12 protein-coding genes are annotated in these 13,717 nt (G+C 62.6%); 6 read left to right on the top strand and 6 right to left on the bottom strand.

Features of this window, described 5'->3' with window-relative positions:
• Nucleotides 1-61 precede the first annotated feature (61 nt).
• Genes IB279_RS06165 through lptF form a run of 3 tightly spaced genes read right to left on the bottom strand, consistent with a single transcriptional unit; the run spans nucleotide 62 to nucleotide 4,655 of the window.
• Nucleotides 62-2,410 (bottom strand): LPS-assembly protein LptD, encoded by a 2,349-nt coding sequence (locus tag IB279_RS06165; RefSeq protein WP_060580928.1) that lies wholly within the window; start codon nucleotides 2,408-2,410, stop codon nucleotides 62-64.
• Nucleotides 2,410-3,489 carry an LPS export ABC transporter permease LptG gene (lptG, locus tag IB279_RS06170; protein ID WP_034803924.1) on the bottom strand — a complete coding sequence of 360 codons (1,080 nt, stop codon included), beginning with the start codon at nucleotides 3,487-3,489 and terminating at the stop codon, nucleotides 2,410-2,412. The genes IB279_RS06165 and lptG overlap by 1 nt, the downstream gene beginning before the upstream one ends.
• Nucleotides 3,486-4,655, bottom strand: a complete 1,170-nt coding sequence (lptF, locus tag IB279_RS06175) for an LPS export ABC transporter permease LptF (protein WP_034803922.1) — start codon at nucleotides 4,653-4,655, stop codon at nucleotides 3,486-3,488. Before lptF ends, lptG begins: the two co-directional genes overlap by 4 nt.
• A gap of 421 nt (nucleotides 4,656-5,076) precedes the next feature.
• On the opposite strand from lptF, the gene IB279_RS06180 reads away from it, so the two are divergent.
• Entirely contained in the window at nucleotides 5,077-6,570 is a 1,494-nt protein-coding gene (locus tag IB279_RS06180; RefSeq protein WP_110818459.1) for a leucyl aminopeptidase, read from the top strand.
• 41 nt (nucleotides 6,571-6,611) lie between these two features.
• Nucleotides 6,612-7,061: a DNA polymerase III subunit chi gene (locus IB279_RS06185; RefSeq protein WP_113188270.1), complete on the top strand. Its 450-nt coding sequence runs from the start codon at nucleotides 6,612-6,614 to the stop codon at nucleotides 7,059-7,061.
• A 72-nt stretch (nucleotides 7,062-7,133) separates the two neighbouring features.
• Here the strand turns inward: IB279_RS06185 and IB279_RS06190 are convergent, their stop codons facing one another.
• On the bottom strand, nucleotides 7,134-8,060 hold the full coding sequence (locus tag IB279_RS06190; RefSeq protein WP_034803912.1) for a Gfo/Idh/MocA family protein: 927 nt from the start codon (nucleotides 8,058-8,060) through the stop codon (nucleotides 7,134-7,136).
• Between the two features lie 224 nt (nucleotides 8,061-8,284).
• Between IB279_RS06190 and IB279_RS06195 the strand changes: the two genes are divergently transcribed.
• On the top strand, nucleotides 8,285-9,127 hold the full coding sequence (locus IB279_RS06195) for a GNAT family N-acetyltransferase (RefSeq protein ID WP_113188271.1): 843 nt from the start codon (nucleotides 8,285-8,287) through the stop codon (nucleotides 9,125-9,127).
• A gap of 32 nt (nucleotides 9,128-9,159) precedes the next feature.
• On the opposite strand, the gene IB279_RS06200 is transcribed toward IB279_RS06195, so the two are convergent.
• Nucleotides 9,160-11,049 carry an ABC-F family ATP-binding cassette domain-containing protein gene (locus tag IB279_RS06200; RefSeq protein ID WP_113188272.1) on the bottom strand — a complete coding sequence of 630 codons (1,890 nt, stop codon included), beginning with the start codon at nucleotides 11,047-11,049 and terminating at the stop codon, nucleotides 9,160-9,162.
• Between the two features lie 312 nt (nucleotides 11,050-11,361).
• On the opposite strand from IB279_RS06200, the gene IB279_RS06205 reads away from it, so the two are divergent.
• From IB279_RS06205 to IB279_RS06215, 3 genes are all read left to right on the top strand, one after another.
• Entirely contained in the window at nucleotides 11,362-11,649 is a 288-nt protein-coding gene (locus IB279_RS06205) for a hypothetical protein (protein WP_192339128.1), read from the top strand.
• A gap of 143 nt (nucleotides 11,650-11,792) precedes the next feature.
• Entirely contained in the window at nucleotides 11,793-12,068 is a 276-nt protein-coding gene (locus tag IB279_RS06210) for a hypothetical protein (RefSeq protein WP_060580922.1), read from the top strand.
• Between the two features lie 90 nt (nucleotides 12,069-12,158).
• Nucleotides 12,159-12,611, top strand: coding sequence for a MarR family winged helix-turn-helix transcriptional regulator (locus IB279_RS06215; RefSeq protein WP_060580921.1), 453 nt, complete (start codon nucleotides 12,159-12,161; stop codon nucleotides 12,609-12,611).
• Nucleotides 12,612-12,621: 10 nt separating this feature from the next.
• Here IB279_RS06215 and IB279_RS06220 read toward each other — a convergent pair whose 3' ends face one another.
• The gene (locus IB279_RS06220; protein ID WP_060580920.1) at nucleotides 12,622-13,695 is read right to left on the bottom strand and encodes a GGDEF domain-containing protein; all 1,074 of its coding nucleotides are present in this window, start codon (nucleotides 13,693-13,695) and stop codon (nucleotides 12,622-12,624) included.
• Between the last annotated feature and the right edge of the window lie 22 nt (nucleotides 13,696-13,717).

The following is a 13,717-nucleotide window of genomic DNA, read 5'->3' on the forward strand; positions in this document are numbered from 1 at the left end:
TTTGACGGTGCCGATATCGACGAATGGGCGAACTTTTGGCTCGCCCACTCGCTTGACGATATCAATAATAGTCGAGCTCTTCGAACTTGGTGTCGCCGACGTTCACGTCGCCGAGCGTACGGAAGCTGATTCTCGCGCCGATCGACCAGTCGTTCGCGACATTGGCATCGGTATCGCGTTCCTGCTTGTAGACGATCGAGAACAGCGTGTCCTGATCGTCATAGGTTATGCCGAAACCGTTGCGTGAGATGACATCCTTGTTGATGTCATAGGTGATCGCGCCGAATACAGACCAATAGTCGTGGAACCGGTAGGCGGCGGCGGTCTGGATTTCATCCTGGTTGGACAGAGATCCGTAGAGCGGCTGCGCTTCGATGCGCGTATAGGTCATCGCGGCCTGCCAGGTCGTGCCGAGATAGCCGACGGTGGTATCGGCGCGGCGCAGCGACAGATCCTTTTCGTCGAGGCGGCCGGAAACGCTCGCCATCAGGCCGGACGGTGCGTCGATGCCGAACATGGCAACGTAGTCAGAGCTCTTGGTCTCAAGACCGGAATTCGCCCCGGCCTTGACCAGGTCGTCCGTCGCAAACGAGTTCAGGCCACCCAGATGGAACGACTGGCCGACGATGCCACGCAGGCCGTAGCCGCTGTCGAAGGTCCCCGTGTAGCGGAAGCCGACATTGGCGCGGGTGCCGCCCTCGATCCGGTCGAAACCGGAGAACTTGTCGCGGTCAAAGAGGTTCGTTGCGTCGAACACGAAGCTCTGCGCGTCTTCGTTCGGCAGGCCACCGGCATATTGCTCGTTCGGGCGCGCGTAGAGCTGTGCGATCGGCTCGACAACGTGACTGCTGTCCTCGCCGACGAACAGGATCGGGTAGCGGGCTTCGAGGCCTGCGGTCAACATGCGCCGCGTTGCCGCATCGCTCGTGTTGAAGTCGCCGGTATAGGCCGGACCCGGATTGTCCATGTTCAGCCCGATGGCATCGCCGCGCGCCGCCAGCAGCGGCGTGAGGACCAGGCCGCCCGGGGCGATGAAGGTGCGCTTCCACTCGAGCTCGCCGGTCAGGCGGTGCGAGGTGCCTTCTAGGCCGCGGAAGCGGACCACGCCCGGTTGGGTAAACGCGTCGAGCCGGTTGCGCTTCACGTTCGTGAAGTTGAACGTCGCGGAAAGCTCGCCGCCCAGCACGGGATCAGGCGCCTTGTAGGAATAGTCGAGGACCTGCGCCGCCGGCTGCTGGTTTTCCTCGATGCTGTTGGCGTCGGCGTCCTGAATGTCGAAGTAGAAGGCGCGCAGATCGAAGTAGTTCCGCTTGCCGAGCCCCGTCAGGTAGGCCTGATTGGTATAGGTGGTGCCGTCGAACGTCGACAGCTCGTAGGTCTTGGCGAAGTTGGCGTCGGACTGGACGAGTACGTTCCAGCCGAAGGTCCAGCGCGGATTGATCTCGAACTCAGCCTTCGACGCGATCATGCCGCGATTGGTATGCATCGCGTCGACGGTGCCGGGCGTGAACTTGCCCTTATCGAGCTGGCTGATGCCGGCGAAGTTCAGCGTATGGAAGCCGTTGTGGAACCGCTGGCGGAATTCTCCCTCCAGCAGGAAGCCCTGTCGCGTCAGGCCGGTAAGCGTCGCCGTCGCGTCCATATAGGGCGAGATCGCCCAGTAGTAGGGGACGCCGACGCCAACTCCGAGTTTCTGGGCCGAGCGGAACGTCGGAAACAGGAAGCCGCTCTTGCGCTTGACCGTATGGTCCGGCAGCTCCATGACCGGAATATAGGCGATCGGCTTGCCGAACAGCTCAAAGCGCGCGTTCTCCAGACGGATGGTCCGCGTGCGGCCGTTCTGGATGACGCGCTGGGCCTTGATGTGCCACAGCGAGCGATGTTCCGGCTTGGTCGAGCACGGCGTGCAAGCCGTATAGACGGCCTCGTTCAGGATGAATTCTTCGCCGTTCCGGCGCTCGCCGCTCGTGGCAGCAAGCCGCGTCAGATCGGTGGTTTCGATGCGCATCTGCTCGAGGAAACCGTCCCCGAAATCGTCGGTGACATCCATCTTGTCGGCATAGACGACGTTGCCGCCCGGCTCGATGAACTGGATTTCCCCGGATGCATAGATGCGGCCATTCTTCTGGTCGTACTCGACCTGACGGGCCACCATCTTGTAGCCGCCGTAATCGATCTGCACGTTGCCGCGCACGATCACTTTTTCGGCGTCCTTGTTGTAGACGAGCTCATTGGCGGACAGAAGCAGCTTGGCGTCTTCCGGCATGTTCGGGCGCAACGAATCGAGGCGGTCCGAAGCCTGCTGCGCCATTGCAGGCGCACTCATTCCCATGGCAAGTGTCTGCAGCGCCACGCCTGCAAGCAGGGCAGCGTTGATCAGCCTTATACGTTTGCGGTTCACTACCGCCACTAGCCATCCTCCTGATTTAAAAGAATCGTCGAGCCCAGCGCCATCGCTACAACAACTGGCAACCAGGCTGCAACGAAAGGAGGCACAATGCCGCTGCTCCCGAATGCTTTGACAAGCACGGTGACGACATAAAGCACGAAGCCTGAAAGGATGCCACCGAGAATTACGGAGCGCGATTGGTTAAACCGGCTAAATTTCAGCGACACGCAAGCGGCGATCAGCGTCATGGCGACGAGCAGCAGCGGCAACGACAACATTGAGTGGAATTGAGTTTCCATGCCGTTGGTCGAAAAACCGAAGGAGCGGGCCACTTCGATCTTGCGCGGCAGGTCGAAAAACTGAATGGAATCAGCCTTTGCAAGACGTTCCTGAACAAACTCCGGCTTAAGATTGGTGGCCAGCTGTGCTGTTTTCAAACGTTGCGGAAGCTGTCCGTTGCGCGTTTCCGTGACGTCGTTAAGAAGCCAGTAACCATCTTCGAGTTTCGCCGACGCCGCATCCTGTCTCAGAATGATCGTGCCCTGTGGATCAAAGTGGATGACGGTGACGTTGAGAAGCGTCGTGCCGTTGTCCTGAACCGAGCGCGCGCCAATGATCGTGTCCGTGCCGTTATAGATCTGCCGCAGCCACGGGATCGAGCCGGCATCGGCGTTCCGCGTGGAGCCCCATTCGGCCAAAAGCGCCTCGCCGCGCTTCGTTCCCCAGGCAGCAAGCGGGTTGAGCGCCACGACCGCCAGCACGCCGAAGAGGAAGGAGCCGAGGATGAAGGGCCGCAGGAACTGCCAGACGGAAATACCGGCTGCGCGGGTCACGACCAGCTCGTAGCGGCGGTTGAGCGAAATCAGCGCCGCCATGGCCGAAAACAGCGCGACGAAGGGTATCGTCTGCTGCAGGATCAGCGGGATCCGGAGCGCGGTCATCAACAGGGCGCCGGAGATGCTGTAGCGCGGCAGGTTTGCCAGCCGGCTTGCCTGTTCGCTGAAGTCGATGATGAAGACCAGCGAGAAGATCCCGACGAGGAACCAGAACGTCGTGATAACGTAGCGCATGAAGAAGTAGCGGCCGAGCGTGCCCATCATGACGGCTGCCCTTTCTCGGCGTCAGGCCGCATCAGGCGCAGGCGAACCAGGAGTTCCTGCAGCTTTTCCTGCCCGGTCATCGGAATGTCCAGTCGCCTGTTGCTGACGAGTTGGTGAATGCAGAGGGCGCCCGCCATCAGCGGCACGGCATACATCAACGGCACGAACCAGACGGAGTCCTCGGCGCTGTTGCCGGCATAGAACGTCATCCAGCGGATGAGCAGGGCCGTGCCGAGCGCGCTGACCATCGGATGAAGCCGAGCTTCGCGGTGGGAGCGTGCGTCACTGCTGAAGACCAGCGCAATCAGGCCGAAGAGAAGGGGGAAGGTCCATTCCGTGAAGCGACGGTTGAGCTCGGCGGTAAAGGCGAGCGGATTGTTCTTGTAGACGTGATCTTCCGGGTCCGGATTGATCAGGCCGGGAAGGTCGCGGTCCTTTGCCCGAATGGTCGCCTCGCGCGTCGTCTTGGTCATGTCGGCGAGATCGAAGGCGTAGGAGTCGAATTTGATGATCGACACGCTGCCGTCGGGGAGCTTGCGCTGCACTTCCCCGTCTTTCATCACCAGGGCCGAACTCTTGTCGTCGATGGCGCCTTCGCGGGCATAATAGACGAGCTCGAAGCTCGGATTGCGCGAATCGGCGACGAAGATGCCCTGCAGCACGCCGCCGCCCCGCCGCGCGCCAACCTGGACATAAAGATTGTCTGCGACCTTGCGGAAGGTGTTCTCCTGCACGACGGACGACAGCAGATCGGCGTTGGCGGTTGCCAGCATCTTGCGCAAGGCCATACGCGAATAGGGCTCGACGAAATTGTCGACCACGAAGGAAAGCACGCTGAGGCCCAATGCCAGGTAGACCACCGGTCGGATGATCGCCATGCGCGAGCTGCCGGCGGCGTTGAGGACCGTCAGCTCCGAATCGGTGTTCATCGTCGTCAGCGTCTGCGTGACGCCGATCACCAGCGCAAACGGCAGGATGATCGTGATGACGGAAGGCAGGATGAGGGTCGCCACCTTGGCGAAGGCGAGCACGGATTGGCCGTTGTCGGTGACGAGGTTGACGTTGGTCAACGCCTGAGTCGTCCAGGTGATGCCAAGCAACGGCAGGAGCGTCGCGAGGAACATGATCACGGCACGCCGGAATATGTAGCGTTCGATCAGCTTCATGCCCGTGTCCGGTCCAAAATCCTGCTCATGTTTCTGTTCCGGCGGCGGTTATCGAACCGGATTTCGCCCATGTCCGTAAACCGAAGCCCGGTTCTTTGCCAGCCACCCGTGCTGCTCGAATTGTGCAGCAACAGGGATAATTTAAGGCGAAGAACCTCGGTTAACCGCATGTAAACATCTGCGGGCATCTTGCCAAGCGGTTGAAAAGCGAGAAGGGTGCCGGCCACAGCTTTGACGGTGGCGAATGATGCGAATATTTGCCACTGTAACCGCCCGGTAACAGGCCGGCTTGCCATAAGCCTTGCCGTGTCGTCCGGTTGCGTTGTGCGGCCTAGATCCCCTTGGGCTGGCGCTCGATCTCCCGGAAAGATCCATTCGATCCAAAGGGTTGCGTCCAGACAGGAAATACCCGGAGTTTTCAATGTCGATGAAGTTTGAGTTCACCTTTGCCAAGTCCCATAAGCCGAGCGGTGGCGTCGCCGTTCTGCTGAAGAGCGCGGGCGCGTCGGCGGCTGCCGGCGCCGATGTCGCCGACCCCGAGAACGTCGTCGCAAGGGCGGCGAAGATCAAGAAGTTTACCGGCAAGGCGTTCTCCTCCCTCGACATCGTCGCGCCGCATGGCTCGCCCGCCGATCGAATCGTCGTGCTCGGTCTTGGAGACGCGGATGCGCTGACGGACCATGACTGGCTGAAGGCGGGCGGAGCCGTCGCTGCGAAGCTTGGTTCGGTCGACAAGGTGACGGTCTTCATCGACGCGCCCGACGCCAACGTGACCGGAAAGGCGGCAGCGGACTTTGCACTCGGCATGGAGATGAATGCCTACGCCTTCGACAGCTACAAGACCAAGAAGGCCGACGACGACGCGAAGCCATCCGGCAAGCCGACCAAGGTGACGATCGTCACCGGCACGGTCATCGCGGCGAAAAAGGCGTTCACGGCGGCGCAGGCCGTTGCCGAAGGCGTGTTCCTCGCCCGCGATCTGGTGAACGAACCGGCCAACGTGCTGGGCCCGGTCGAGTTTGCCGCCAAGGCGAAGGAGCTGGAAAAGCTCGGCGTCGAGGTGGAGATCCTCACCGAAAAGGAAATGAAGAAGCTCGGCATGGGCGCGCTGCTCGGCGTCGCGCAAGGGTCGAGCCGTCCACCGCGCCTCGTCATCATGCAGTGGAAGGGCGGCAAGTCCAAGGACCGTCCGCTCGCCTTCGTCGGCAAGGGCGTCGTCTTCGACAGCGGCGGCATCTCGATCAAGCCGGCTGCCGGCATGGAGGAAATGAAGGGCGACATGGGTGGTGCGGCCGCCGTCACCGGTCTCATGCACGTGCTCGCTGCCCGCGAAGCCAAGGTCAACGCCATCGGTATCATCGGCCTTGTGGAAAACATGCCCGACGGCAGTGCGCAGCGCCCGGGTGATATCGTGACCTCCATGTCCGGCCAGACGATCGAGGTGATCAACACCGACGCCGAAGGCCGTCTCGTGCTTTGTGATGCGCTCTGGTACTGCAACGATCGCTTCAAGCCGCAGGCGATTATCGATCTCGCGACTCTGACCGGCGCGATCATGGTCGCACTTGCAACGCATCATGCCGGCCTGTTCTCCAACGACGACCGTCTGGCGGGGCAGCTTCTTGCCGCTGGCATCGCGACGCACGAGCCCCTGTGGCGCATGCCGCTCGGCCGGGAATACGACAAGATGATCGACAGCAAGTTCGCCGACATGAAGAACACCGGCGGCCGCCACGGTGGCGCGGTGACCGCGGCGCAGTTCCTCAAGCGCTTCGTCAAGGATACCCCCTGGGCGCATCTCGACATTGCCGGCACCGCCATGGGCGCGCCGACCGACGAGGTCAACCAGTCCTGGGGTTCGGGCTTCGGCGTGCGGCTGCTCGATGAGCTGGTGCGGGCGAGCTACGAGGCCTGATCGGCAATGCCGGACGTGATGAAAGGCGGGAGGCAATCGGCATGACCGAGATCCTGTTCTACCACCTGACGGAATCGAAGCTGGAAGACGCGCTGCCGCCGCTGCTCGACAAGAGTGTCGAGCGCGGCTGGCGCGTGGTCGTACAGACGGTCGATGCCGAACGCCGCGATGCGCTCGATACGCATCTCTGGGTCTATCGCGACGAGAGTTTCCTGCCGCATGGCACTGACGCCGGGGACTTTGCGGCGGATCAGCCGGTGTTGCTCGTCGCCGACGACGGCAATGCCAATGCGGCGACGGTGCGTTTCGTCGTCGATGGCGCGAGCCCGCCTGACGTTTCGGCCTATGAGCGCATCGTCTTCATGTTCGACGGCTATGACCAGGAACAGCTGGAAGGCGCGCGCGGCCATTGGAAGCGGCTGAAGGGCGAGGGCCACACCTTGACCTACTGGCAGCAGAACCGCGATGGTCGCTGGGAAAAGAAGGCCTGAGTTTACAAGCGTTACGACAAAAAAGCCCGCGGACGAGACCGCGGGCTTTTTGTTTCCGGCATGTCCGGAAGATCAGTCGTGGAAGGCCTCGACGAATTTGCGCTTGCCGAGCATGAAGGCATCTGCGACGTGGCGCAACGGCGCCAGATCGACGTCCGACTTCCCGGCTTTGACGATTTCGGCGAAGCGCCGGTAGAGCATCGGATATTCCTGCTCCGGCTCCTCGTGCACGAGCTTGCCATCGATGGAGAGCTTGGCGCCGCCTTCCGACAGCACCATCTCGCCCGCCGCCGTGCGGGCAACGATGTCCCAGCTCTGCTTGCCTGTCTGGCGCCAGTCGAATTCCGCCGCGACCGGCAATTTTTGGCCGTCGGTGAAGGTGATGTTGGCGGCGATCGGCGCGTCACGATTTTCCGGGAATTCGAGCACGGCCGACGTTACGAACAGCGGGCGTGGCAGGATGTGGGTGACGATCGACAACGCGTTGATGCCCGGATCGAAGATCCCGAGGCCCCCGGCCGCCCAGATCCATTCCTGGTTCGGGTGCCAGTGCCGCACGTCTTCCTTCCAGATGACCTGGACATCCTTGATCGTCGTCGTTGCCAGGAAGGACTTTGCAGCTTCCACGGCCGGCGCGTAGCGGGAGTGCCAGCTTGCAAACAGCGACAGCCCCTTCGATGCTGCCAGCGCCTCGAGGTCCGCGACCTCGCTGAGCGTCGCGCCCGGCGGCTTTTCCAGAAACACGTGCTTACCGGCGTCGAGCGCGACGCGAGCTGCCTCGTAGCGATACTGCGGCGGCATGCAGAGCGACACGGCTTCAATCGCAGGAACCGCGTCGAGCATCGCCTCGATCGATTTGAAATTGTCGATGCCGTCGACCGTCCCATGTCGGCTCGCGGCGGCAATCAGCTGATAGTCGCTGTTCTTGGCGATCGCCGGAAGGTGCTGGTCGCGAACGATCTTGCCGATGCCGACAAGCGCAATTTTGATGGGGGCCATGGTGTTCCGCTCGATTTGTATGACTTATTGTCGGCTCTTGTAGCAGATTGCACACCGGGAGCAAGCCGCCGCTCCGCCCACGGCTATGACATCGATGTCGATGGAATCGACAGATTGTCATTCCCTCTCAACGTCGCCGCACTAACTCTACCGGTGGACGTGCGATGCCGTGCCGTCAACTGGACTGACATGGGTGGTCTGACCACCCGAACGAGGAGTGAACGATGCAGCAGCAGATCCGTCGGGCAAGCCGAGCCGACCTCGACATCATGATCGAGTGGGCCGCGGAAGAGGGGTGGAACCCCGGCCTCGGCGACGCGGGGCCTTTCTGGGCAGCCGACCCCGAGGGTTATTGGGTGGCGGATGGAGAGGGGGCGCCGGTCGCCGCGATCTCACTGGCGCGGTACAACGAAAGCTTCGGCTTTCTCGGCTTCTTCATCACCCGGCCGGATCATCGTGGCAGGGGCATCGGCCGACAGCTGTGGCAACAGGCGATGTCGGTTGCCGATCGGCGCATCGTCGGTCTGGACGGTGTGGTCGCGCAGCAGGAGAACTATAGCCGGTCCGGCTTCGTCTACGCCCACGCGAACATCCGCTACGGCGGCATCATCGACGTGGTCGAGCCGCCGGGCGCGGATCTTCTGGAGGTCGCGCCGGTGCATATGCCGCTCCTCATCGACTATGATCGCCGCTTCGTCCCGGCGCGTCGCGAGGTGTTTCTGCGCGAGTGGCTGAAGGCGAGCGACGGGCGGCGCAGCGTCTTGCTGCTGCGCGATGGCGCGGTGGCGGCCTATGGGACGATCCGGGCCTGCCGCAACGGATACAAGATCGGGCCGCTCTTTTCCGACACCGAGACCGGCGCCGATCTGGTCTTTCGCAAGCTTGCCGCCGGCGTCAACGGCAGCGAAGTATACCTCGACATCCCTGAACCGAACGCCTCGGCCAAGGCACTTTGCGATCGCTACAATCTCAAGCCCGTGTTTGAGACCGCGCGCATGTATCGTGGGCCGGATCCGGGGCTGCCGCTGGCGCGAATCTACGGAATTACCACTTTCGAGCTGGGCTGACGGAGGGGAGGCGACGGCGGGGCCGGCTTCTGTCAGCCGGCCATCGCGTCTTCATATTCGGCGGAAAGTTCGAGCCATTGCTCTTCGGCATGCGTGAGTTTCGCTGCCGCGTCGGAGCGTTCCTTGGCCTTTTGTGCAGCCTTGGCCGGCGACTTTTCGTAGAGCGCCGGATCGGCAAGTTCCACATCAAGTGCCTGAATCAGTTTCTCCAGCTTTCCGGTCAAGGATTCGATTTCGTTGATCTTCTTGCGGAGCGGCGCCAGCGAGGCGCGCTTGTCGGCATTGACCTTGCGCTGGTCCGCCTTCGAAAGGCTGTCGTCGACACCGGTCGGCCTCGGCTTCTCGTCCTTCGCCTTGGGGCCACCGACAATCAGGCTGCGGTAATCTTCGAGGTCGCCGTCATAGCTCGTCACGGTACCGTCGCGCACCAGCCACAGCCGGTCGGCCGTCGCTTCGATCAGGTGCCGGTCGTGTGAAATCAGGATCACGGCGCCGGAATAGTCGTTGAGTGCGGTGATCAGCGCGTTGCGGCTGTCGATGTCGAGGTGGTTGGTCGGCTCGTCGAGGATCAGAAGGTTCGGCGCGTCGAAGGCGGCAAGGCCCATCAGCAACCGCGCCTTTTCGCCGCCGGAAAGATCCTTGGCGGGCGTTTCCATCTTTTCCGTCGCAAGCCCCATCTGCGCCACGCGTGAGCGCACCTTGGCTTCAGGCGCTTCCGGCATGCGCCGGCGCACATGCTCGACCGCACTTTGCGTCGGGATCAGGTCGTCGAGCTGATGCTGGGCAAAGAAGCCGACCTTGAGATTGGGAGCGATCTTCAGTTCGCCCGCCTCAGGCGCGAGGCGACCCGAGATGAACTTGGCGAAAGTGGACTTGCCGTTGCCGTTCGAGCCGAGCAGCGCGATCCGGTCGTCCGTGTCGATCCGCAGGTTCAAGCGCTTGAGGATAGGCTTGCCGGGCTCGTAGCCGACGGTACCGCGGGTGACGGCGATGATCGGCGAAGCCGCTTCCTTCTCCGGATCCGGGAAGGAGAAGCCCTGGACATGATCTTCGATCACGGCCGCAATCGTTCCCATGCGCTCCAGCGCCTTGACGCGGCTTTGCGCCTGGCGCGCCTTGGTGGCCTTGGCCTTGAAGCGGTCGATGAAGCTTTGGAGGTGCTTACGCGCCGCATCGTTCTTGGCCTTCGCCTTCATCTGCAACTCGTCGGCTTCCGCCTTCTGCCGCTCGAACTGGTCGTAGGGCCCACGATAGAAGGTGAGCTTCTTCTGGTCGAGATGCACGATGGCGTTGACTGCGGTGTTCAAGAGGTCCCGGTCGTGGCTGATGATGATGACCGTGTGCGGATAACGGCGGATGTAATCCTCGAGCCACAGCGTGCCTTCAAGGTCGAGATAGTTGGTCGGCTCGTCGAGCAGCAGCAAATCCGGCTCGGAAAAGAGTACGCCCGCAAGCGCCACCCGCATCCGCCAGCCACCGGAAAACGACGAGGCGGGACGCAGCTGTGCTTCATGGTCGAAGCCGAGGCCGGCGAGAATGCTTGCAGCACGCGCTTCGGCCGAATGGGCGCCGATGTCGGCAAGCCGCGTCTGGATCTCGGCAATCCGGTGCGGATCGGTCGCGGTCTCGGCTTCGGCGACCAGCGCCGTGCGCTCCTTGTCCGCCTTGAGCACGATCTCGATCAGCGGTTCTTCTGTGCCGGGCGCTTCCTGCGCGACCTGGCCGATGCGCGCGTTTTTGGGTAGCGCGATCGTGCCGGCTTCCGACGCGAATTCGCCGGTTATGATGCGAAACAGCGTGGACTTGCCAGCGCCGTTTCGGCCCACGAGCCCCGCCTTCGTGCCCGCCGGAAGCGTCACGGATGCGTTTTCGATGAGGAGACGTCCCGCGATGCGGGCGGAAAGGCCGGAAATCTGGATCATTGCGGCCTTTTGCCCGGACTTGGCCGGGAAGGCAAGAGGCGTCGGCGTGCTGTTGCCACCGCTGTGGCGGGTCGGGAATTCAAGAGGTCATTGTTATCGATTTTTGAACAAGGCGTTCCGACAATCGATACTACACATCCTCATCGTGAGGGACCATCTCAATAACGGAAGGGCGGGGAACGCTCTTCTGACCGCCTCGATCGACCGAACGCCAGTGGCAGTGGCCCCGCGTTCCGAGGGACGACCGATCCGGCCAAGGACATTTTTGATGAAACCTCGTTCAGCCGAACGAGCCTCCCAGGAGTGAAGACCATGAAATCCGCAATCCAGACCGCTCTTTCCGCCGCTCTCGTTGCAACCGCTATCCTCGGTGGCGCTTCCGCTGCCTTTGCCGGCGGCAGCTACTATGAAGGCGTCAGCCCGACGCCGCTCTATACCGAGCGCACGCCGGCCGTCACCGGCAAGTCGTCCTTCACCATCGGCAGCTCCGAAGCCGGCTATGTCGATCGCACCAACACCGGCTCGGTCGCAAACTTCAGCGTCGCGCCGAAGAGCGTGATCGGCGGCGAAGGCGAATACTACCAGGGCATTTCGCGCTAACGGCGATGAATGAGGGGGCGCGGGTTTTGGCCCGCACCCCATTTCAAGGGATTTGATGGATCACCGTGATGGTCCTATGAGGCGACCCCAAGCGCCTATGCGGGCTCAGCCCCGACCTTACATCTCCACCAAGGAACAGATCGATGAAGAAGTCCTTTGCCGCAATCCTCGTTGCGGCCGCCATGCTCGGCGGCGCGTCCGCCGCTGTCGCCGGCGGAAGCTACTACGAGGGTGTGAGCTCCACGCCGCTCTTTACCGGCCGCGCCGAGGCTTCCGCCGGCACCGGCGTGTCCGCGACCGCAAGCCGCGGCGACTACTATGCAGGCATTGAAGACAAATCCGTCGACACGACGGCAACCGGCGCGATCGCCAATGGCGGCGCCAGGGCTTTCGGCGAGGCCGACCAAAACAAGCAGTAAGTCACGCCAGACGGTTGACCGAACAACCCGGTCCCGCCCACGCGGGGCCGGGTTGTTTCGTTTTGGCGTTGCCAAATGAGGTACATTGCCATGACAGAAAAAGTCGAGGTCGCCGAGCGGCTCTTCGAGCTCTACCACTGCGTTCATCGCCTGGTGAACGCATCGATGTCGGAGGAAGGCGTTTCGCTCGCGCGCAGCAAATTCCTGTTTTATCTGAACACGCTCGGCCCCTGTCGCTGCGCGGATATCGCCTCGGCGCTCGGCTTTGCGGCCAGAACCGTCACCGAAGCGATCGATGGCCTGGAGCGGGACGGCATGGTCCTGCGAGAACCGGATCCGGAAGACCGTCGCGCGAAGATCATCTCGATCACCGACCGCGGTCGGCTGGCGCTGGAGGCGGCATTGCAGCCGCGCCATCGCACGATCGATGAGCTGTTCTCAGCGCTCGACGATTGTGAACGCACCGAACTCTTCCGGCTGCTGGGCTGTCTGCGTGAAAGGGCGTCGGAAATCGACGAAAGCCGTCACCCGGACGCCGCCTGATTTGCAAGCGTCAAGCGGCGCTCTGGCCGTAGCCCCTGCCGCGGCCGAGGGCCGCCGAATAGCACAGGATGCCGGCGCCATCGCGTGCGCCGGCGAGGGCCTGCTCCGCCTGGGTCAGCAGATCGGCGCTCGTCGATGCCGGTTGCGCAAGGGTGATGCCGGCCGCAAGCGAAAGCGTCTCGGCTGTGTGCGCCCGTCCGGGGAGGGTGACCGTCAGTTCCTTCACCGACTGCCGCAGACGCCGGGCAATGGCCTCGGCATTTTCGGTGCTGACATCCCGGCACACGAAGGCAAACTCCTGCTGGCCTACGCGGGCGACGAAATCGTCCTTCTTGATCGACTTGCGAAACAGCGTCGAGAGCTTGGCAAGCGCCTTCGCGGCGACCGTACCGCCGTGGTGCTCCGCCATTTCACGCAGCCCTTCCACCGAGGCAAGAAGCAGGGCAACCGGCTGGTCTGCCCGTTCCGCTTCGAGGATCGAGTCGAGTTTTGCCGTCAGCGCCAGGCGGTTCGGCAGGCCCGTGGTCGGGTCGCGGGTCAGGGATCGCCGGCTTTCGGCAAGCTCGCCTTCGAGTTCGGCGAGATGTCTCATGCTGGTTTCCAGCGCCTGCTGGAGAGCGCCTTCTTCATTCGTCAAACGGCCAGCCGCTTCCCGCAGTCGCGCGGCGTCGTCGGCGAATTCGGACATGCCTGCAACGGGGTCCGTGGCCAGGCGGCCGGCGAAATGGTCCAGTTCATCCTTGAAGCTCTGTTTCTGCAGCAAGGCGAGCCTGAGCTTTCCGGCAATCTCGACAAGCGCTTCCTGGCCAGCGGCTCTCGCGCGGTCCGCGGCAAGTGCTGCATGGGAGATGAGGTGATGCCTGAGACCCAGGGCATCCAGCGCATCCTGCTGCGGGTTGTGCCCGAGTGCGGCGAGTTCGCGGGAAAGCTCCGGCAGGCGACCGGATAGCGCCTCGTAGACAAGCTCGTAATTGCGGGGCAGGGCCGCGATCCCGTGCGCCGACATCGCATGCGCCACCTTCAGAATGATCGCCGCCTGCCTCGCCTGCGATCGGCTGGCATCCGCTGGAACTTGCCTGTTCATTCTGTCGTGGCCCCCGGTCGCT

The organism is Ensifer sp. ENS06 (assembly GCF_014852205.1).
In the GTDB taxonomy this organism is placed as follows: Bacteria; Pseudomonadota; Alphaproteobacteria; order Rhizobiales; family Rhizobiaceae; genus Ensifer; species Ensifer adhaerens.

Excerpts from the sequence above, each read along its gene's own strand:
- lptG (WP_034803924.1), bottom strand. The coding sequence starts at position 3,489 with ATGATGGGCACGCTCGGCCGCTACTTCTTCATGCGCTACGTTATCACG.
- lptF (WP_034803922.1), bottom strand. The coding sequence starts at position 4,655 with ATGAAGCTGATCGAACGCTACATATTCCGGCGTGCCGTGATCATGTTC.
- IB279_RS06180 (WP_110818459.1), top strand. The coding sequence starts at position 5,077 with ATGTCGATGAAGTTTGAGTTCACCTTTGCCAAGTCCCATAAGCCGAGC.
- IB279_RS06185 (WP_113188270.1), top strand. The coding sequence starts at position 6,612 with ATGACCGAGATCCTGTTCTACCACCTGACGGAATCGAAGCTGGAAGAC.
- IB279_RS06190 (WP_034803912.1), bottom strand. The coding sequence starts at position 8,060 with ATGGCCCCCATCAAAATTGCGCTTGTCGGCATCGGCAAGATCGTTCGC.
- IB279_RS06195 (WP_113188271.1), top strand. The coding sequence starts at position 8,285 with ATGCAGCAGCAGATCCGTCGGGCAAGCCGAGCCGACCTCGACATCATG.
- IB279_RS06200 (WP_113188272.1), bottom strand. The coding sequence starts at position 11,049 with ATGATCCAGATTTCCGGCCTTTCCGCCCGCATCGCGGGACGTCTCCTC.
- IB279_RS06205 (WP_192339128.1), top strand. The coding sequence starts at position 11,362 with ATGAAATCCGCAATCCAGACCGCTCTTTCCGCCGCTCTCGTTGCAACC.
- IB279_RS06210 (WP_060580922.1), top strand. The coding sequence starts at position 11,793 with ATGAAGAAGTCCTTTGCCGCAATCCTCGTTGCGGCCGCCATGCTCGGC.
- IB279_RS06215 (WP_060580921.1), top strand. The coding sequence starts at position 12,159 with ATGACAGAAAAAGTCGAGGTCGCCGAGCGGCTCTTCGAGCTCTACCAC.
- IB279_RS06220 (WP_060580920.1), bottom strand. The coding sequence starts at position 13,695 with ATGAACAGGCAAGTTCCAGCGGATGCCAGCCGATCGCAGGCGAGGCAG.